This window comes from Petroclostridium xylanilyticum (genome assembly GCF_002252565.1).
GTDB classification, from domain to species: domain Bacteria; phylum Bacillota; class Clostridia; order SK-Y3; family SK-Y3; genus Petroclostridium; species Petroclostridium xylanilyticum.
Map to the genome: position 1 here is coordinate 397,993 of NZ_NPML01000018.1, position 19,877 is coordinate 417,869.

General features: G+C 35.6%; 23 protein-coding genes. 3 read left to right on the forward strand and 20 right to left on the reverse strand.

Features of this window, described 5'->3' with window-relative positions; all coding sequences use genetic code 11:
- Positions 1-5: 5 nt before the first annotated feature.
- The 15 genes from CIB29_RS11780 to CIB29_RS11850 all read right to left on the reverse strand — a co-directional run bounded on the left by CIB29_RS11780 (position 6) and on the right by CIB29_RS11850 (position 15,720).
- Entirely contained in the window at positions 6-1,757 is a 1,752-nt protein-coding gene (locus tag CIB29_RS11780) for a DUF6583 family protein (protein ID WP_094549906.1), read from the reverse strand.
- Positions 1,758-1,781: 24 nt separating this feature from the next.
- Positions 1,782-2,543 carry an ABC transporter ATP-binding protein gene (locus CIB29_RS11785; RefSeq protein WP_094549908.1) on the reverse strand — a complete coding sequence of 254 codons (762 nt, stop codon included), beginning with the start codon at positions 2,541-2,543 and terminating at the stop codon, positions 1,782-1,784.
- 153 nt (positions 2,544-2,696) lie between these two features.
- Entirely contained in the window at positions 2,697-4,121 is a 1,425-nt protein-coding gene (locus CIB29_RS11790; RefSeq protein WP_242965185.1) for a peptidoglycan D,D-transpeptidase FtsI family protein, read from the reverse strand.
- Positions 4,102-5,403, reverse strand: coding sequence for an FtsW/RodA/SpoVE family cell cycle protein (locus CIB29_RS11795; RefSeq protein ID WP_242965187.1), 1,302 nt, complete (start codon positions 5,401-5,403; stop codon positions 4,102-4,104). Before CIB29_RS11795 ends, CIB29_RS11790 begins: the two co-directional genes overlap by 20 nt.
- The gene (locus CIB29_RS11800) at positions 5,390-5,836 is read right to left on the reverse strand and encodes an FHA domain-containing protein (RefSeq protein WP_094549912.1); all 447 of its coding nucleotides are present in this window, start codon (positions 5,834-5,836) and stop codon (positions 5,390-5,392) included. Before CIB29_RS11800 ends, CIB29_RS11795 begins: the two co-directional genes overlap by 14 nt.
- A gap of 86 nt (positions 5,837-5,922) precedes the next feature.
- Complete coding sequence (locus CIB29_RS11805; protein WP_094549914.1) at positions 5,923-6,726, reverse strand: undecaprenyl-diphosphate phosphatase; 804 nt, start codon at positions 6,724-6,726, stop codon at positions 5,923-5,925.
- Between the two features lie 150 nt (positions 6,727-6,876).
- Positions 6,877-7,458 (reverse strand): HD domain-containing protein, encoded by a 582-nt coding sequence (locus tag CIB29_RS11810; RefSeq protein WP_094549916.1) that lies wholly within the window; start codon positions 7,456-7,458, stop codon positions 6,877-6,879.
- 1,134 nt (positions 7,459-8,592) lie between these two features.
- Positions 8,593-8,817, reverse strand: coding sequence for an efflux RND transporter permease subunit (locus tag CIB29_RS11815; RefSeq protein ID WP_242965189.1), 225 nt, complete (start codon positions 8,815-8,817; stop codon positions 8,593-8,595).
- 121 nt (positions 8,818-8,938) lie between these two features.
- Positions 8,939-9,298 carry a TolC family protein gene (locus CIB29_RS11820; RefSeq protein ID WP_198543857.1) on the reverse strand — a complete coding sequence of 120 codons (360 nt, stop codon included), beginning with the start codon at positions 9,296-9,298 and terminating at the stop codon, positions 8,939-8,941.
- 80 nt (positions 9,299-9,378) lie between these two features.
- The gene (locus CIB29_RS11825) at positions 9,379-9,699 is read right to left on the reverse strand and encodes a cyclic nucleotide-binding domain-containing protein (RefSeq protein WP_094549919.1); all 321 of its coding nucleotides are present in this window, start codon (positions 9,697-9,699) and stop codon (positions 9,379-9,381) included.
- A 51-nt stretch (positions 9,700-9,750) separates the two neighbouring features.
- A complete protein-coding gene (locus CIB29_RS11830; RefSeq protein ID WP_094549921.1) occupies positions 9,751-10,407 on the reverse strand; it encodes a 4Fe-4S binding protein in 657 nt (218 codons plus the stop codon).
- Positions 10,408-10,671: 264 nt separating this feature from the next.
- Entirely contained in the window at positions 10,672-11,244 is a 573-nt protein-coding gene (locus CIB29_RS11835; RefSeq protein WP_157910288.1) for a TetR/AcrR family transcriptional regulator, read from the reverse strand.
- An 841-nt stretch (positions 11,245-12,085) separates the two neighbouring features.
- Complete coding sequence (adhE, locus tag CIB29_RS11840) at positions 12,086-14,686, reverse strand: bifunctional acetaldehyde-CoA/alcohol dehydrogenase (protein ID WP_094549925.1); 2,601 nt, start codon at positions 14,684-14,686, stop codon at positions 12,086-12,088.
- Between the two features lie 339 nt (positions 14,687-15,025).
- Positions 15,026-15,238 (reverse strand): hypothetical protein, encoded by a 213-nt coding sequence (locus CIB29_RS11845; protein WP_094549927.1) that lies wholly within the window; start codon positions 15,236-15,238, stop codon positions 15,026-15,028.
- Complete coding sequence (locus CIB29_RS11850) at positions 15,235-15,720, reverse strand: hypothetical protein (RefSeq protein ID WP_242965191.1); 486 nt, start codon at positions 15,718-15,720, stop codon at positions 15,235-15,237. The genes CIB29_RS11845 and CIB29_RS11850 overlap by 4 nt, the downstream gene beginning before the upstream one ends.
- A gap of 1,117 nt (positions 15,721-16,837) precedes the next feature.
- Between CIB29_RS11850 and CIB29_RS11860 the strand changes: the two genes are divergently transcribed.
- From CIB29_RS11860 to CIB29_RS11870, 3 genes are all read left to right on the forward strand, one after another.
- A complete protein-coding gene (locus CIB29_RS11860; protein WP_094549929.1) occupies positions 16,838-17,251 on the forward strand; it encodes a DUF3862 domain-containing protein in 414 nt (137 codons plus the stop codon).
- A gap of 289 nt (positions 17,252-17,540) precedes the next feature.
- The gene (locus CIB29_RS11865; protein WP_094549931.1) at positions 17,541-17,720 is read left to right on the forward strand and encodes a type II toxin-antitoxin system HicA family toxin; all 180 of its coding nucleotides are present in this window, start codon (positions 17,541-17,543) and stop codon (positions 17,718-17,720) included.
- 59 nt (positions 17,721-17,779) lie between these two features.
- Positions 17,780-18,172: a type II toxin-antitoxin system HicB family antitoxin gene (locus CIB29_RS11870; protein WP_094549933.1), complete on the forward strand. Its 393-nt coding sequence runs from the start codon at positions 17,780-17,782 to the stop codon at positions 18,170-18,172.
- 17 nt (positions 18,173-18,189) lie between these two features.
- Here the strand turns inward: CIB29_RS11870 and CIB29_RS11875 are convergent, their stop codons facing one another.
- Genes CIB29_RS11875 through CIB29_RS11890 form a run of 5 tightly spaced genes read right to left on the reverse strand, consistent with a single transcriptional unit; the run spans position 18,190 to position 19,876 of the window.
- Positions 18,190-18,384, reverse strand: a complete 195-nt coding sequence (locus CIB29_RS11875) for a hypothetical protein (RefSeq protein ID WP_094549935.1) — start codon at positions 18,382-18,384, stop codon at positions 18,190-18,192.
- 11 nt (positions 18,385-18,395) lie between these two features.
- Entirely contained in the window at positions 18,396-19,034 is a 639-nt protein-coding gene (locus CIB29_RS11880; RefSeq protein WP_242965193.1) for a peptidoglycan recognition protein family protein, read from the reverse strand.
- On the reverse strand, positions 19,027-19,422 hold the full coding sequence (locus CIB29_RS11885; protein WP_094549937.1) for a phage holin family protein: 396 nt from the start codon (positions 19,420-19,422) through the stop codon (positions 19,027-19,029). The genes CIB29_RS11880 and CIB29_RS11885 overlap by 8 nt, the downstream gene beginning before the upstream one ends.
- Before the next feature lie 3 nt (positions 19,423-19,425).
- Positions 19,426-19,572 (reverse strand): CD1375 family protein, encoded by a 147-nt coding sequence (locus CIB29_RS18915; RefSeq protein WP_198543858.1) that lies wholly within the window; start codon positions 19,570-19,572, stop codon positions 19,426-19,428.
- Positions 19,565-19,876, reverse strand: coding sequence for a hypothetical protein (locus CIB29_RS11890; RefSeq protein WP_094549939.1), 312 nt, complete (start codon positions 19,874-19,876; stop codon positions 19,565-19,567). Before CIB29_RS11890 ends, CIB29_RS18915 begins: the two co-directional genes overlap by 8 nt.
- Position 19,877 lies beyond the last annotated feature (1 nt).

Consider the following 19,877-nt stretch of genomic DNA (forward strand, 5'->3'; position numbering starts at 1 on the left):
ACAAGTTAATTCAAATTAAAGAGCTGACTATTTTTCATATAAAACTTGAAAGCTTGCATTTGAATTTCCTGTATTATTTCCATTTTTTCTGCTTCATTTACATTTATCAAATCTATGGAATTGCTGCTGCCCAGTTCTGGAAAATCCGGAGTTTCATCCAGCTTGATGTTTTCTTTCACTTTCAATTTTAACTCTAATGCCTGGTTTCCAATGCTGCTATCGTTTACATCAACCTTGAACTTCATATCCGAATCAGCATCAAACAATTTGTCCTTAAGGGTACCTTTCAGGTCCTGTAAGATTTGACCGTTTAACTTGATATCGTAACTGCCGCTGTCTTGTTCTCCTTTTGCAGTTACAACCAAATCTGTTTCTATTCTTTCCTCACCCTGCTCATCTTTTTGATTGTTTATATTGATTTCACTTTTTCCATTCAATACTTCTCTGTCGTTGTTATATAATTTAGTGTATACTTCCAGCTTTTTCTTGAGAGTATTTTCTTTAGTATTAGGGACAGTATAGGAATTTAACGCAAATGTTAGTTCATTCTTGCCTTTGAAAGAACTTCCCCGCGGCTTTATTGCTACATTCAGCTCACTTATTTCTGATTGGTCTTTATTTGCCAGATTACTATTAAAAATCATGAATAAAATTCTCTCATCTTCCTCTTTATATCCTATTTCAAATTCTATTTTTCTATCTACAATATTATTCTGTTTATCCACTAAAACAGACATCTTTATTCCATTAGGGAATTTAAGGTTTGCCACTAAATCTTTAAATTCTAGAGCTCCATCTTTAATAACCGATTTTATTTCATTTCGATCAGTTAATTTTCCCAACTCCTCACTGGAAATGTTCCCTGTGTTCTCCATTAACCTGGCTATATTATACACATTTTCTGTGAGCAGCTCCAAAAGCTTTTCATCATCTTTGAACTTACTTACAAGCCCAGCCAGTAAGTCTTTAGCCCTATCTTCCGACATGGTAAGGGTAAATTTTTTACACTTTATCTCAGAATCACTTATTTTAAAAGTTACATTTTTCGTTAATACAATTTCCTCTTCCTTAATAGAAGAAGTGATAAATTTTCCATAATCCAGACCTATTGACCGTAACTGCTCTTTGGGAAGTTTTATTACACCCTTAAAATCTTCCCATGTCAGTATTTTTTCTGGAATATTATCCTCTTGGATTCCTATGTTTTCGAGACTTTGTTTAAAATTATCCGTATCCAGAACAAAGTATTTATCATATAATAAAGGAACCTTCAAACCTAATTTTCTGTCCGATTGAAAGATATGAGCATCTACAAGATTGCTTCCGTTTAGTTGTAACGAAATTTGTGACAGGCTTTTCTTTTCCTTTGGATTATTTTTTGTGTCTATGACAAGTTTTGCTTTTTTTAACAAGTCTTTGATAGTATCCAATTGTTCCGCAGCCATACCGTTCCCATCAAGTGAAATATTTCCTGATAGCTCTGTAACAACATGAGAGGGATTTTCCAGTAAGTATTGTACCAGTTTTACCCTTTCCTTTTCCTGAATCTTTTTTATCTTTTCAGCAAAAACTTTATAGTTTCTATATTCAGCTTCTAAGTACAGCTGTTTGGGTGTTTTGCTGAAAAACATCTTATATCCTAATGCCGTCCCTGCAATGGTTAATAATGCAATAATGGTTGTGAGGATTATTTTTATCTTATTGCCGGCTGCCAGCACTGATAATAGATTCATTTGTCGCTGTGAATTGCCCTTCATGCTACCCCACCTTACCTTTCTTAATTAATCTGATTCCCAATTTCCCAGATAGCATAAAATATCATCCAGCCTGGGAGGCCGGCCCGAAAATAACGAACTGATATTCCGTTCTTCAGCCTGTTTCCGCGCTTCTTCAAGAGAGCCTTCAAATAACAGCTTCCCTTCATTTAACAAGGCTATCCGGTTACATAAAACCTCAATTTCTTCTGAGCTGTGACTGGTATAAATTACAGTTTTACCCTGATTGGCCAGGTCCTTTATAAATCTCATAATTTCCCTTCTGGCTTTAATGTCTACACCTACCGTAGGTTCGTCCATAATGATAATCTCAGGGTCATTTAACATTGCAACGGCTATATTTAGCCTCCTTTTCATACCGCCTGACAGCTGTACTACCTTTATATTAAGCTTTTCCTCCAAACCTACAATAGCTGCAATGCGCCTTATGTCTGCACTGGTAACCTTCTTTAATCCAGTAGCGGTTATTCCTGCCCAAAACTTTAGATTGTCAGCAACAGATAGTGTGGAATAAAGGGCTATCTCCTGCGGTACATACCCAATTTTCCTTCTTATATGTTCAGGATTCTTTATGATACTGTATTCATCTATTACTACATCTCCTTCTGTTGGCTTTAGTACTGTAGAAATTATAGAGATGAGCGTTGATTTACCTGCGCCATTTGGTCCTACTATTCCGAAAATCTCACCGGTTTTTATTGTAAAACTAACATTGTCAAGAGCCTTTACTTTTCCATATTGCTTTGTGAGATTTTTTATCCATATCATAACTTTCCCCTCACTGTATTCTATATATAAGATCACCACGTCACTGTCGCTCCACGCAATGGCAAAAGAGAAAATTACCGCGCCAATATTATCTTTTATATCATTATACCAACTCTGCAATTAAAAAAAAAGAGCAACATCATTCTATATAGATTACTTTTTATTCAACCACATTATCATCAAATCCCGGGCAATAGGTGCAGCTATTTGGCCCCCTGTAGAACCACTGTATTCTATAATCACTGCTACTGCTACCTGAGGATCTTCAACCGGTGCAAAACCTATAAACCATGCATGTTCCTTATTTTTTTCTCTCCCTGTTAGTTCGTTTTCGGCTGTACCGGTTTTACCTGCTACATTAATTCCCCTGATTCTTGCATTTCTACCTGTACCCGCTGTTACAACCTCCTGCATCATCTCTTTTACTTTTGCAGCTGTTTCCACTGACATCACCTGATAAAGAACAGCAGGTTTGCGATTGTACAGTACATTACCCCCGGGAGACACAACTTCATTCACTAAAATAGGCTTCATCATTGCACCGCTATTGGCAATACCAGAAGCAATCATGGCCATGTGAAGGGGAGTTACCAGAAGTTTCCCCTGTCCCATTCCTACTGCCGCCATATCCGTTTTGCTCATGTTTCTATATGGAAAAATACTCCGATTTAGAGAAATATCAAAAGGGATTTCTTTCCCGAACCCGACTTTTTCAGCAGCATTTTTTAAATTTTCCATCCCCAAATCTACACCTATCTGTGAAAATACCGTATTGCTAGACACAGCCAGCGCACGTTTTAAATCAATATTACCGTAAGATTTATCCCCAGAATTTTTAATTTTTTTTCCGTCGATAATGATAAATCCCTTATCGTCAAAAGTCCGGCCGGCCATTCCATTTTCTATAGCAGCTGCACTGGTCACCACTTTATAGGTTGAACCAGGCACGTAAAGCCCTTGTGTGGCACGTGGAAGAAAAGGATGTTCTTCCGATTCCACCATCTCTCTCCAGTTTTGTGCAAGATTTTGATCATTGGGATTAAAATCGGGCTTGCTCACCATTGCCAAAATTTCTCCGGTTTTTGGGTTCATCACTACGATAGCTCCTTTTTTTCCTTTTAAAAGTCTTTCTGCCTGGATTTGAAGCTGGTGGTCAATGGTTAAGTAGAGGTCATTTCCTTTTTTCTCTGAACCACTTAGTTTATTTTTTAAATCAAATACAGCACTGAACTCATTAATACCCAGTAAATACTTATTAAAATTTGCTTCAATCAGAGACTTTCCATAGGTTCTGGAATTATAGCCAATCACGTGACTGTAGAGATTTTTATAGGGATATATTCTTTCCTGTTTCTCACCCTCAACCTTGCTCTCTGCCAAAACAATTCCATTTCTATCATAAATCTTTCCCCTTATGGTATCATCCTCACGCTCCCATTGCCTGCGATTGTAGGAATTGGTAATAATCTTATCTTTGATAAAAAGTTCAAAATATGTCAAATATCCAATGATGGAAAGAAAGAGTATACTCATTGCAATAAGAATATGAATAATCCTTTTATTGTTCTGCAACAGCATTCTTCTCCTCTCCTTCATAGATTTTCCTGGAAATAGCCTGTAAAATTCCCAGTGCAATAAAACTTGTGGTCAGAGAGCTTCCACCGTAGCTTACAAACGGAAGTGTAATACCTGTTAACGGAATAAGTTTAATGACACCGCCGATAATGATAAACGTCTGGAACCCAAACATAAGGGTAATTCCCAGTGCCACTGTTTTGTGAAAAAGGTCTTCGATTTCCAGGGCGATTTTAAATCCTCGGTAAGCCAATATAAAGCACATCAGTACTACAGCTACACCTCCAAAGATACCCATTTCTTCACAAATAGCAGAAAAGATAAAATCTGTCTGAACTTCAGGAATGAACTGCGGGCTTCCCAAGCCAATACCTGTCCCAAAAAAACCTCCAGACGCTATGGCAAATAAAGATTGGGCAATCTGATATCCTTTTCCTGCAATGTCCGCCCAGGGGTTTAACCAGACATCCACCCTAACCTTGATGTGATATACAAATATAAAGCCTCCCAGGCTGCCCAAAACAGCAATAGCAGCATTGATCAAGAGTACTTTTATACTATTCTCAAATACATAGAGCAATGTGAAATAGATTAGGAAAAATAGAAGAGCACTCCCCCACTCCCTTTGTAAAACCAGAAAGCCCATGTGAGCATATGCAGCTGCCAATAAAACAACTTTACTTCCTATGATTATTTGTCTATCTCCTAACGGTATGACAGGAGGCTTTAACTGTTCAGGATGCCTATAATAACAGGCTAAAAAGAAGATAAAGATAATCTTAATAAGTTCCGAAGGCTGAAAGCTATGTCCTTTTATAACAATCCAGTTGGTTGCACCCTGAATATTTCTTCCCAAAAACAAAGTCAATAAAAATAACGAAAAGGAACCGCCAAGGTACAAATATATCAGACGATCCCATATGTTTAACTTTAGGTAAATATAGTAGCTTAAGAAAAATAAAATAATGCCTCCCGTAAACCAGATGATCTGTTTCACACCTAATTCCTTATCCAGGCGGTAAATCATGATGATTCCCATACTTACAAGCATGGCAACGATTAAAAACAAATATTCATCTCCGCAATTTTTCTTTATAAGAATAAAATAGGTTAGATATATGATTGCAACAACACCTAGTCCTGCTAATAATGTATACCTATCAAAGGATGCCTTATAAAAGGATAAAAGAATAAAAGCAATAACATTGGCCAATATAATCATTCTAACAGGCCGGCGATAATTCAAAAGTTTCCACATAATACTTGCTACCTCATTTTTTATCATTTACAAACAAAAAATCGATCTGTCCAATATGAATTCTGTCCCCGTTTTTTAACGCTACCGGTTCCACACCTATCTTTACATCATTTATAAATGTCCCGTTGGTGCTTCCTAAATCTTTCAAAAGATACATACCGTTTTCCAGTATCAAATGTGCATGTTCCCCGGAAAGGTACGGATCCTGGATAACAATGTCATTTTTACTTGAACGCCCAATTGTCTTATTTTCATTCAGGGTGTAGCTTTCCTGGACTTTAAAATCCAGACGCTCCCTCCGGTTTATTAACTTTAAATAAGGGTATTTCTCATGGATTTTTTTCCCCTGTCCATTCATAGATTTAATGTCCAAATAGATAAGACGGATAATTCCAAATATAAAGACATAGATGATAACTATAAAAATATATTTAAATATGGAAGAAAGTATCTCGAACATTTTATACATCCCTCTTTAGACCTAATGACTAACACAGGCCTCAACCTGGCATTTACATTATTTCTTTAACAGGTAAGTTCTACCTGCTACTGATTAATTAACAACAGCATAACTAGAATACCTAAAACAATTCTATAATATCCAAAGAGTTTAAAGTCTTTCTTTCTAATATAATTCATAAAGACTGCAATTACACCCCAGGCTACAAGAAAGGATACTACAAAGCCTGCCAAAAGTATTTGCCACTGCTGGGCAGTCAGGGCTGTACCACCTTTTAACAGGGAATAGGCGGATGCTGCAAACATGGTTGGTATGGCCAGGAAGAAAGAAAACTCTGCTGCCACTTTCCTTGAGGACCCTATCAGCATGCCACCTATAATTGTAGCCGCTGACCTTGAAGTACCCGGAATCATGGCCAGGCACTGAAATATCCCGATTAAAAACGCATCCTTATATGTTATATCGGAAATTGCATTCATTCTGCTGGTTTTCTTCCTATTTTCAATCCATATTAAAACGATCCCGCCGATAAATAAAGTAATGGAAACTGTAAGCGGGTTAAACAATCGTTCTTCAATGACATCACCAAAGATAACGCCCAATACTAATGCCGGCATAACTCCAATAATTGTGTTTTTCCACAAGGCGATGATTTCCCATTTTTGTCCTGCGATTTTGTTTTTCGCAAATGGATTTAACTTATCTCTAAAGTATATGATGACAGACAAAATCGCTCCAAGTTGAATCACAACATTAAATATATTGCTAAATTGACCCTCTAATTTAAACCATTGATTTGCAATAATCAAATGCCCTGTTGAAGAAATCGGGAGAAATTCAGTAAAGCCTTCTATAATTCCCAGGATAATTGCTGATATAAGCTGATTCATTATTTACCTCCTCATGCAAGACCGCATCTTACTTATCGTAGTAAAGTCGTTCAGTAATTTAAATTTATTGACAATATTATATCCCTTTTATATAAAACCTGCATTAGTTTTCAATTTAAATTTTCAAATTTGTTATCTTTGCAGTTCTATTTATAGATTCCCTTTCAAACCAATGCTCTCTGCTACCTTCTGCATACCTTTGATAGTTTCTTCAATTACTTTATCCAATTCCATCCCCAACATTTTTGCTCCTTCTTCAATAATCTCTCTATTCACTCCTGCCGCAAACCCTTTCTGTTTCCATTTCTTCTTGACTGATTTTACTTCCATATCCAGTATGCTTTTACTTGGCCGCATAAGTGCTGTAGCCGCAATCAGTCCCGTTAATTCATCAATTGTATATAACACTTTTTCCATTCTCTCCAATGGCTCAACATCAGAACAAATCTTCCAGCCATGGCTTTCTATTGCCCGAATATAATCTTCAGGCCAATTTCTCTCTGTTAGTATTTCCCTTACCTTTTTGCAATGCTCATCTGGGTACATCTCATAGTCAAGGTCATGTACTAGCCCTATAATTCCCCATTTTTCTTTGTCTTCTTCTCTAAATAATTCTGCAAAGTGCAACATAACAGATTCAACAGCCAATGCATGTCGTATTAGACTTTCATTTTTATTATACTCTTTTAGAAGTTCATAAGCCTCTGCCCTATTTGGAACAATTTTCTCCATCGCAAAAATCCCTCTTTCGTTTATTAGTAATATTATTTAGTAATTTTATCCTATATTTTTAGATTTTAGATATCACCATAAAGATTGTCAAGTTTCTGATAATTCTTATACTTCTCATCTTTGTTATATCTCTCTTTTTCATTCCATTTATTCCTCCACACTATCCTATTACTACACAACATATAAATACTATGTCTTAATTTCCAACCATTTAATCATCAATATATAAACTATTCTTAATGGCGTCAAATAATAATTTCTCGAAATGTTTTTACGGTTATTATTTTATAGTATCATAGCAAAACTGAAAAATAAAGTTATTAAGAAAGGATTTTGCAGAAACTCTAATAATGAAATAGAGCCATTACCATTTTCCATCAATTCTTTTATACCTTCTTCTAAACTCCCTGATCAATTATTGCATGTTTTACTTATTTAAAGACCTCCCTGTGTAAATAGATACCAATAGTTTTAAATAATACAACAAATATAACCAAGAAATTTCAAGTAAGAATTATCGTTAGTTTTAGGAAGCATTTTATTTTCTGTTTTATAATTTTTTTACTAATTAGAATAATAGGCAAGTTTTTTACAGGCTTTAACAACTCTTTAAGCGTAGGCATAATAGGTGGAGCAGACGGCCCGACAGTATTATATGTAACAGGAAATATTTATCCCACCATAATAGGTATTGCAATTTTTATTATTACATTAATGTTGTATAAACCGATAAAAAACATAATTGAAAAAGAGTAGAGATAAGGCTTAAATCCTTATCCCTACTCCTTTTAATTATATCCATAAATACTTAAAGATTTAGTCCACATTTATCCACAATCACTGAAATTTTTCTTTAAGTTTTCAACAAAACTTTCTCGTTTATCCTGTTTCCATTTTAATCTGTCCAAAATCATTTTTAGCAAATAGAATTTTTAGCAAAAAAATGACCATGAAAAATATCGCCAAAGTATATTTAAACATTTGCAATCCCATAAAGGAAAATTTCTACTATCTGACACATTACCTCATCATAACTGTAGTGATGATTTTCAATGTGTTCAGCTTTAAAAATCTCTTTCCAAAATATAAAAATACTGATCCTTAATCCTAGAATGTTCCCGCTGTCTACTTCGCTCAATACGATACTTCATTACCGAAAACCGGTAAAACTTTTGCAAATTTCGCCTTTATTCCCTCAAACGTTGCATATATTACAGGAATTACTATCATGGTCAGAAAAGTAGCAGCCATCATACCTCCAACAACAGCTATTGCCAAAGGTGAAAACCTTTCGGAACCCAAGGCAAGCTGTAATGCCAGGGGCAGCATGCCTGTTACGTCGGAAAGGGCTGTCATCATAATAGGTCTATGAAAGCAGCCACTCCGCCAATAATAAGTATTACTATTGGAATTATAAAAATAAGCTTATTTTTTTTCATGTCACTAGCTCCTTTTATGATAATTTTTATGCACATATTATTTATTCAATTTTACCACCGGTAGAATAAATCAGCTGCAGTACTGCAACATCGTAATCATTTAAGGATTGAATATATTTGCTTTGCACCTGTTGCAATGCAATTTCTGCAGACATTAATTCCAAACTGGTAGTAATCCCTTCTTTATACCTTAATTGAGCCATTTTAAAATTTTCTTGGGCATATTCCAGATTTTTTCTATTCAAGTCGATGTTTTTTTCAGCAGTTTCAATATCCAAATATGCTTTTTTCACCTCAATGATGATTTTATCTTTCTGTTTGTCTGTATTTACTTTAGCTTTTTGATTCTCCAACTCAATCAGCTGATAGGAATATACATATCGTTTATTTTCCTCACACACCAATGTTAAAAAATTATTAACAAAATTCCTGTCTATTTGACATAACCTGAATACAGAATCTTTTTCAATATGTAGAATAGTTACGTATTTCTTGGCAAATGCAGTGATAATAAGTATATTCGAGTGGTCAAAAAAATACTTTCACCAAATATATCACTAGTTTTGACTAGTACATTCTCTAATAAATTACCGCTCTTATCTTTTTTTTGAACTCCTACAATACCGTCAAGTACAATATTAAAAGTTGTACATATATTGTCTTCATCAAAAATTATGCTATTGGCATCATAATGGGCAATTCTGAATTTTATTTCATTAAGAGTTTGAATTAATGTATCTGATGAAGCGCTCTTAAATATTTCTGACTTACTGATTACGTCAATATATTCTTTTAAGCTCATATTGATTTCTCCTCGTTAAATTTTCTAATAAAAATATAGACGCATCATGTATTAAATCGATATGTTATTAGGCGTATGATGTTTTTCTTTCCCGTACTGAATACATTGTTTGGGGCATTTATCAGCACATTTAGAACACTGTATACATGAAGATTTTATGATTTGGGGAAATTCTTTTTTATTTTTCATTTCAACCGCTTCTGCCGGACAAACAGCTTTACAAACTCCGCATTTAATACATGTATCTTTATTAATTTGAAACTTATATTTTGCCAAGAGTCCTGGTACACTCAATATAGTGCCGTATGGACAAAGATACCGATGCCATAGAGAGGGCTTGAAGAATAACGTAATAACGGTTCCTGCTCCAACCATAATGACTAATATAGGCATTTTTTTGCCACTTACTATAGTAAACAACATAAGTCCAATAAATACTCCAAGCAATCCATAGCGAACAAAAGATTTTTTTATCCAACCAAGTACATTTTTTTGTTGGAAATTAAGCTTCTTAGATACCCATCCCGTTATTTCCATCAAGGTATTAATCGGACATATCCACCCACAATAAAAGCGGCCAAAGAAAAATGCAGCAATAATACCTGTCAAGAAAATTATCATCCACATAGTTGCTTTGTTAAAGACAAGTAAAATAGCAAATGCAACTAAGAAAGAAAATTGAATAAGCTTCCTAAAATTTAAAGTCATTTTCGCATCCTCCTATTATAAAAAATTCCTATAAGAAAGGATCTATCCATTTTTTGATTATCAAAATAGCGTATTAAAAGCTTGGGGTCTTGACATTTAAAATTACAAATGTATCGTTTTGATCAGCTCTTACTGACATTTCTGTATCTGGCGGACATAAGATAATAAATGAAAGCTGCAGCCCGCAGTATTATATTCTCCAAAAAAAATTAACTCTTTCATATCATGAATGAACACTCATTCATAGTTGCTTAAAAAATATAATTATTTTTTAATACCATCCAAAATCAAAGAAACTATTTGTTCCTTTACCTTATTAATCCAACTAGCAGCATCACTTTCTTGCATTATATAAACACTTCCTCTTATTAGATAAAATACTAAACGTGAGACTATAATGGAATCCATACTGCGTATCTCTCCGTTTTGCTGTGCTCTTTCAAGCATTTCTGCCAAAATATTCGGAAGTTTGGTCCAGTACTTTTTTATACCCTCAGCGTTTGACATCAAAGGAGATATGCCTTCTTGAACCAGCACTTTACTGATGCTAGGATTTTCCTTTAGCTCACTGAAATGGAAGTCTAAAAAAGATTGAATTACTTCTGTAATACTCTTATTATTCTTCTGAAGTTCATCTAAATATTTAATCCTCTTATTATGTTCTACTAAAAAAATATAATCGAGAATTTCTTCCTTCGTTTTAAAATATATATATATTGTACCAACGGCTATACCAGCTTTTTCAGCAATCATTCTCACTGTTGTATTATAATATCCTTCTTTCGCAATTACTTCTGCAGCACATTGGCGAATTAATTCTTTTTTATCCAATTCCACGGTATCTCTCCTCAAAAGAATGAACGCTCATTCACTTTTTTTTATAGTATCATTTTCTTTATATTTTGTCAAATATTTTTTAAAATTTTCAGAACTTTCAGAACTACGTCAAGAGTTTTTTATTTGAGTTTAGCTTCATCTTTTCGTTGCAAAAGATCCAGCTTATTAATACCACCAAATGCTATCAATGTTTTAAAAAATTGTTATATTTATTTATATTTTATGAGTTAAACTTTCACAAAAGTTTCAATATTCTACCATAATTTTGCCACAATGAGCAGATATAATAAAATAATAAATTTTTAATATGAACGTTCTTCAAATATTCTGTGATTCAAATCAAAATTAAAAAACGAGCACGTAACGGTCTATCTTGCACCACTATAGATAACTTATTACCCGGCCATGATCTTCCGACCATGACCAAGCAGTTCATTACCTATAATGATGGTCCGTTCGACCATACAGAATACCTGTACAGCCATATGCAACCTCCCGGCTGCATACGACCGATAGTCACAGGACCTTCGGCACTCTGTATGATCTTCGCTCGACCTTGTACGGCAGGTTGGAATCTTACTGCAATCATGTATTTAAAATATACGACTGCAATAAAACTTTTCCCCGCCGTACAGGATCTTCCCGCCGACTGCATACAAGCCTAATCAATGACCTGTATGCAATCTTTGACCGACCAATATATACCCCTTTTGGAGCATATATGAGTCTGGGCTCAACCGTTACATACCCGTCGTGATATTATATTAACCTTTTTTGAAATAATATATGCTGGTAAATTAATCTAAAAATTTTTATTAGAAATCAACGGCATATTTTTTAACTATATTCCATTATAAGCTTTTATATAAATATCTTTTAATTCCGATACCAACGGCATTCTTGGGTTGGCTGTAGTACACTGGTCTTCAAAAGCTTTATCCGCAAGCTCATCTACAACTTTCATAAACTGGTCTTCTGATATGCCGAAATCCCTTATAGCCAGGGGCATTTCCAGCTTTCTCATCAGATCCAATATTGTAGATATCAGGCAGTCGACGCCCTCCTCTGTAGTGCTGCAGGGCAGTCTGAGATATTTGGCTATTTCTGCATACTTTTTATCTGCGATATAATATTCATATTTGGGGAATGCAGTAAACTTGGTCGGTTTTGAAGCATTATATCTAATAACGTGAGGGAGCAAAACAGCATTAGCCCTGCCGTGAGGCACATGAAATTCGCCGCCTAATTTGTGTGCCAGACTGTGATTTATTCCTAAAAATGCATTGGTAAAGGCCATACCTGCTATGCATGATGCATTATGCATTTTTTCACGGGCCTCCTGGTCATCACCATTCATATAAACTTTCGGCAGGTATTCAAATACTAGCTGGATAGCCTTCATAGCAAGCGCATCAGTGTAATCGGAAGCCATAACCGATACATAAGCTTCAATTGCATGAGTTAAGACATCCATCCCTGTATCTGCTGTTACACGTGGTGGTACTGACTGCACAAATTCCGGGTCAATGATAGCGATGTCCGGTGTCAATTCATAATCAGCCAGCGGATATTTCGTTTCTTTTTCCGGGTCAGTGATAACTGTAAAAGATGTAACCTCAGAACCTGTACCCGAAGTAGTGGGAATAGCCACCAACTTTGCTTTATTCCCAAGGGGAGGATATTTAAATACTCTCTTGCGGATATCCATAAATTTCATGCGAAGGTCGTCAAAATCAGTTTCAGGATGTTCATAAAACAACCATATTGCTTTGGCAGCATCAATTGCCGAGCCTCCCCCTAGGGCAATAATAACATCAGGCTTAAAAGCCCCTGCTGCTTTAACACCTTCTCTTACAGTATTAACTGTCGGGTCCGGTTGTACCCTGTCAAAAATCTCTGAATGCACATAGTTCCTGCCAACACGTTTTCTTAAATGATACAGGACTTTTTCCACATAACCTAATTTGACCATCATTTCGTCTGTAACAATAAACGCCCTTGAAATTCCAGGCATTTTTGAAAGATATTGGACAGAGCCGGGTTGAAAATATATCTTCTCAGGTATTTTAAACCACTGCATATTATACCTTCTCCTTGCCACACGTTTTTTATTGATTAGATTTACTGCAGTAACATTTGCAGTTGTACTATTTCTGCCAAAAGAACCGCATCCCAGTGTAAGTGAAGGCATGGTGGTATTATATATATCGCCGATTGCCCCATGGCTGGAGGGTTGATTAACAATTATCCGTCCGGTATTTACCTTTTCTGCAAACTCATTGATTACACCGTCATCGTTAGAATGGATAACTGCAGAATGGCCGGATCCTCCAAAATTGACCATTTCTACTGACCTCTGGATTCCTTCTTTTGAGTTGTTTACTTTAAAACAAGCCAGAATCGGACTTAATTTTTCCCTGGACAAAGGATATTCCGGGCCTACCCCTTCTATTTCAGCAACCAGTATTTTTGTTTCCTTCGGAACTTCCATTCCTGCCATTTGTGCAATGGTATAAGCTGATTGACCCACAATCTGTGGATTCATTGCACATTTTTCCTCATCAATAGCAAGCTTTTCTAATTTTTTCCGCTCTTCTTCATTAACAAAATAACAGCCGTGTTCCTTCATATAATCCGTGACAGTTTCATAGATATCCTTATCTATAATAACTGCCTGTTCGGATGCACAGATCATGCCATTATCAAAGGTTTTTGAAATAATCAAATCTGTTACTGCCCTCTTTATATCTGCTGTCTTTTCTATGTAACAGGGTACATTACCAGGACCCACTCCTAATGCAGGTTTTCCGGCACTATACGCCGCTTTAACCATGGATGAACCGCCCGTAGCCAGGATCAAAGAAATACCGTCATTTTTCATTAAGGCCTGAGTAGCCGCTATAGAAGGTTCTTCAATCCACTGAATACAATATTCAGGTGCCCCCGCTTTAACTGCCGCATCCCTCACAACCCTGGCGGATTCTGCACTGCATTGCTGGGAACTGGGATGGAAAGCAAATATAATCGGATTTCTTGTTTTCATTGCAATAATACATTTAAACAATGTTGTAGAGGTAGGATTTGTAACCGGAGTGATACCGGCAATCACCCCCACCGGTTCTGCTATTTCGAAATAGTCTTCTTCTTCGTTTTCGTCAATAATACCAACTGTTTTCTGATATTTTATGCTGTGATAAATATACTCAGTAGCAAAAAGGTTCTTAATAATTTTATCTTCATAAACTCCTCTTTTTGTTTCTTCAACTGCCAGTTTTGCCAGTCTCATATGGTTAGCCAATCCTGCAAGTACCATTTCTTTAACAATATGGTCTACCTGTTCCTGATTTAATTTAACCATCTCTTTCAGTGCCATCTTACCATTTTCGACTAAGGTTTCTATCACATCAGGTATTTCCCTGTCAGTTTTGTTTTGTTCAGTCATGTTAATCCTCCTATCTTATATAACACTACTTTTTTCCTTTATATAGTTTGATAATAAATTAGATTTTTATTTACAGATTAATGAAATGGAAATGATTACAAAAATTTAATATAAAGAACTGAAAATTTCAATATTAAATTCCATACATTTTATGGTAAATATGTATAATGTTAACGTGCTGCACTCAGTCATTGGATGTCAAGGTATTAGTGCCGGCTAAAAAAATCCGCAAATCTATCAAATTTCCGATGTAAAATTACGTATTTGTGTGATAAAATAAAAAGAAAACAACAATTGATCTGGTGCTTCTTATGTACTTTTTTCAAGGTGAATCTTTTTTTAACACTTCCGTGTATGCCCATAGGGTATTTCACTTAGACTTCTAAATTTAATTGTATAATCTACTAAATTCTCTGTATTTCTGCCAGTTCCCTGTATATCTAATTCTATCTTGTATCTTACATCAATTTCATCTCTATACTTTGTTTCAATTTTTCTTTTAATGTCTTGAAAATAATTTGGTTCTGCCTTTTTATCTTCACAAACAATCAAATACCTATAGCAAGTCCCTCCACTTCTTTTTTGATTTTCTTTTTTAAAGTCATCAAAAAATTATAGTTATCTTTATGGCAGGAAACATCAGGATTTTCTTTCATAATATTACGTATTGTTTTCTCTAAGCCTCCTAAACTTACAATATAGGAAGGTTCTACTAATTCTGAATCTAATTCCAAATCTTTAAACTTTTCGACTAAATCGCTTGGTTCATTATCAAAATGTTCAAGAACTTTTTCTTTTAAATTCATATCATTAAACTTTATAACTGCTTCTTCAAACAATTCTATAAGAACTGTTTTATATGGTGCCTTGTATACATCCATGCATTTTATTACTCTATCAATAAAATTTTCATCTTCTAATGAATAGTAATAGTCATATACATTACCGAAAATCATTTTTGCTGCAAAATAATCTGCCTTTCTTTCATTTAAATCCATATCATAAGAACCTTGAAAAATAAATATATCAGGCACTTAATTTATCCAAAATGGTTGTTGCTATTGGGTTTGTAACATGATTTACCTGTTTACTTTTAGCATCTTTTGATGTTACATTAATAATGTACACAATATTATTTACCTTAACTTAGACGATGTCCGGTAAAAACTTAACAGTTTCACCAACTGTATTAACGCTATTTTGCACTTGAAATATTTGTACAAAGGTAAATGAAATAAATACTATTGAAAAATATCCTTCTAGCTTCTTGATACTTCGTAATCAAATGTACATTCAACCCTTTAATTATATCCATAAATACTTAAATATTTAGTCTTCACTTATCCACAACCACTGAAATTTTTCTTTAAGTTTTCAACAAAACTTTCTCATTTATATCGTCCCATTTCGGTCTGTCCAAAATCATTTTTTAGCAAATAGAGTTTTTAGCAAGAAAATGAGCATGAAAAAAGGATTTGAATTTATCTTCAAACCCTTGCTACTGGCGGAGAGAGAGGGATTCGAACCCTCGGTAGGGTATTAGCCTACACACGATTTCCAGTCGTATTTAATACCAAACTATATTATTCGTAATTTTCCTGTATCGTAGGCGCGGCAATGGATTGACGGATTTGCCTAAAGGTAAAACAATCCATTGCCGACGCTTATTTTTTTTATAAAAAGTCACAATTTTGTCACAATTTCATTTATGTAGACTGTCTATGATGTATGCGCATAAAGTACATATATTTTTGTCGCCTGTTTTACGTGCCAACGATAATAATAATTCTCTCTTAAATTGAGTATTATTTATGTACCCACTTTTTATGATTTTTATTAACTCCAAAAGCGCATTATTATACATGATCAATCGCCTCCTGTTTTTGTTATTCGAACATTTGTTCTTATTATAAAACATAACAATTCCCAATTCAATGCGTAACATGTAAAAATTAGGATATTTAATCCAGATTCGACAAACGTTTCTAAAATTCGACATAAAATCATGATTATATATAAAAAAATAATTTTAAAATTATTAATTATTTATGCAAATTAACTATATTATTTCGACAAAATATAACAAATTTAAGACTATGCACTTGGTATAATATATATTTGTAATTACTTAAAATTAGGAGGGTGTCATGAATGAAAATCTTTAAAAAGTGGTGGTTTTGGGTTATTGTAATTGTGGTCATAGGAGCTATAGGTTCTGCATCGAACAGCAAGAATTCGCAACCTTCTCAGACAATACAAACACAGCAGACTCAAGAAACAAAACAAGCTGAGCAGCCTACAAAAACTCAGGAATCTGAAGAGAATGTTAATAAGCCTACAATAACAAAAGATGAATTTGACAAAATTCAAAATGGCATGACTTATGAAGAAGTTACAAAAATAATAGGCGGTCCAGGAGAACTTGTTTCTGAAACTGGAGAAAAGGGTGCCGATTTTTATACTGTAGTGTATCAGTATAAAGGAGAAGGTTCATTAGGCGCAAATGCTAATTTAATATTCCAAGGTGGTAAATTGCAAAGCAAGGCACAATTTGGGTTAAAATAACTTAAAGTGAGTTAAATGAGCCTCCTAGCACTTAATAGGAGCTCGTTTTTTTCAGAAAATAAAAGTTCAACATAATGATATTCCCATATTTTCTCTATCCTCCCTTCCCCGCCCACCATAAAACCCCCGGCTCAGGTCCCGGGGTTTTAATCACTCAAAACCTCAAGCAAAAGTAGTATTTTTTACTTTCCACGTTTTTTCTATCAATTTGCAGTTTTTATAATATTTCCTATATACTTATTGACATACGTATAAAACACGTGTATAATATAATTAAGAGGTGAGGTTAATGAAGCGCAGGGACTTGATAAAACGACTTAAAGATGCGGGATGGGAAATAACAAGCGGAGCGAAACACGACATGGCAAAGCACCCTAATAAACAAGGCATTAAAATTCCAATCCCCCGGCATACTGAAATTAACGAGTACACTGCAAACCAAATCCTTAAAGAAGCAGGGCTGAAATAAGCCCTACTTCTGGATATTATATATATATATATTAAAAATATCGAAAGGAGTTGTTGTTTATGAAATATGTTTATCCTGCTATTTTTACCCCTCTTGAAAATGGTGAATACTCTATTAAGGTCCCAGACTTACCAGGTTGCGTAACATGTGGCAAGGATTTGCCTAATGCTATTGAAATGGCCCAGGATGCCGTAGCAATGTGGCTTTGCGATGCGGAAGACAACAACGAAACTATACCTAAGGCTTCAAATGTGTTTGATATACGCTGTGAAAAAACAGAGTTTGTAAACCTTATCGTAGTAGATACGGTAGAATATCGTAATTTGAATGATAGCAGGGCTATTAAAAAAACATTAACCATACCTAACTGGTTAAATACAAAAGCCGAAAAGGCGGGAATCAATTTTTCACAGGTTCTGCAAGAAGCATTAAGGGAACGCTTGCATATTTAATCAAAACGCCCCCAGGCTCAACCCGGGGGCTTATTATTCTGTGGCATCTCCAGGGCTGTGGACTTACCGAAGTAGTAACCTATTATCGGACCCACTATTGCCACAAATTCCTGTGGGATTGACTTCCCAGTAACAATACAATACCCGGTAAAAATAATATAAGCCGCTGACATCGCAAGGGCTATAGTTTTACGGGTTTCAATGCTCTTCACGTTTATCCCTCCTATTCCTTATACCCCATCATCCTTGCCATGAGCGCAAACAGTTCCCCACGGGTGACGGTATCGTCAAACCTTTTTTCACGAATGACTATGCCCTTTTCTTCCGTCAAAAACTTGTAGTATTTTTCTGCCCAATGCTCGCTCATTTCCTTCAACTCCTTCTCAATCATACCTAAAAATTCCGGCCACCTGCCCGTATCCCTCAGTATCCGCGGGCAATTCTTCCCGCTCCAGTCGTAGTGCTGCTTCACCCGGTCAATACCCCATTTTCGTTCATGTAGCAGCTTCGCCACAAGCTCCGCAACATTTTGCAATGTCTTTTCTCTATCCCCACTTTCACATATCTCCACTCCTATACTTTTTGTGTTTCCGGGACCCCTGCCGTCCCCGGCGTGCCAGGCTACCTCATTGAGCGGTATGCACTCAACGGCCTCTTTCTCATCAACAACAACATGGAATGATGCCGTCGCTATGTTGTTTGAGTTTGTCAGCCATGCCCGTTCCTGCCTGGCTGTGCTGGACGGGTTTGCTGTGCTATGGATTGTTACATATTCCGGCGTCATGGATATTCCCGGACGTCTGTTTTTGGCTGTAGATGTTGGTATATGGTCTACTATGTATGTGTACGGCATATCACTCATTCTCCTTCCCCTGCAACACTTTCACAGCTTTTTGGATTTGCGAAGGCACTGGTATGCCTGCCCTCCCGACATTTTCGATAATAGACAAGAGCTCGTTTGAGAGGTAGAAAAATATAGTCGCATCCCTCAAAATATGCTGGTTGCCCATTGCTGCATCAATGAGGTTTGCTATAGCCACTACAGCAAATATGCAAACCTTCTTTGCTATGCCCTTTAAACCTGTTTTACTGCTCAATTCCCCCTCTATGGCCGCAGCTAAAAAACCAGTAGCGTAATCTATCACCACAAATCCAAGCAATATTCCAAGCAATGCGCTCCACCCCCCAAAAAGATAGGAGGCAAGCGCGCCTCCTGATGTAACTATGATGTTATACAGTTTTTTCTCCACGTGCTATACACCTCCTGCCAAATACTCAGCCACCGCAATTCGGTATTCCTCAGGTACTGCCTTTTTTATATTGCCTTCCGTGGGTTCTAAGTCCCACCTGCCGATTTTTACGAGGTAAGCATAAGATACAACAAGATACTGTTTAAGCATTTAACATCGCCTCCAATTGTGATATTCTGTTTTCCATATCAATAATAGCCTCAGCCATAGCGGCTTTTTCTTCGTCGATGGGTTCGGGAGGAATTATATTGCCTTCCTCATCTGTAACATCAAACTGATTTTCTTTCAATTTTACATCAATAGGATTACCTTGCTCATCGAATACTACGTCAATCATATTAATATCAGTACAATGAGGTATATCAAATTGTAAGACAGGTTCATCACAAACAAACTCTCCATCACCTTCTAATATTCCTAACAATCTCCCAGACATAGTAATATATACTTGCATG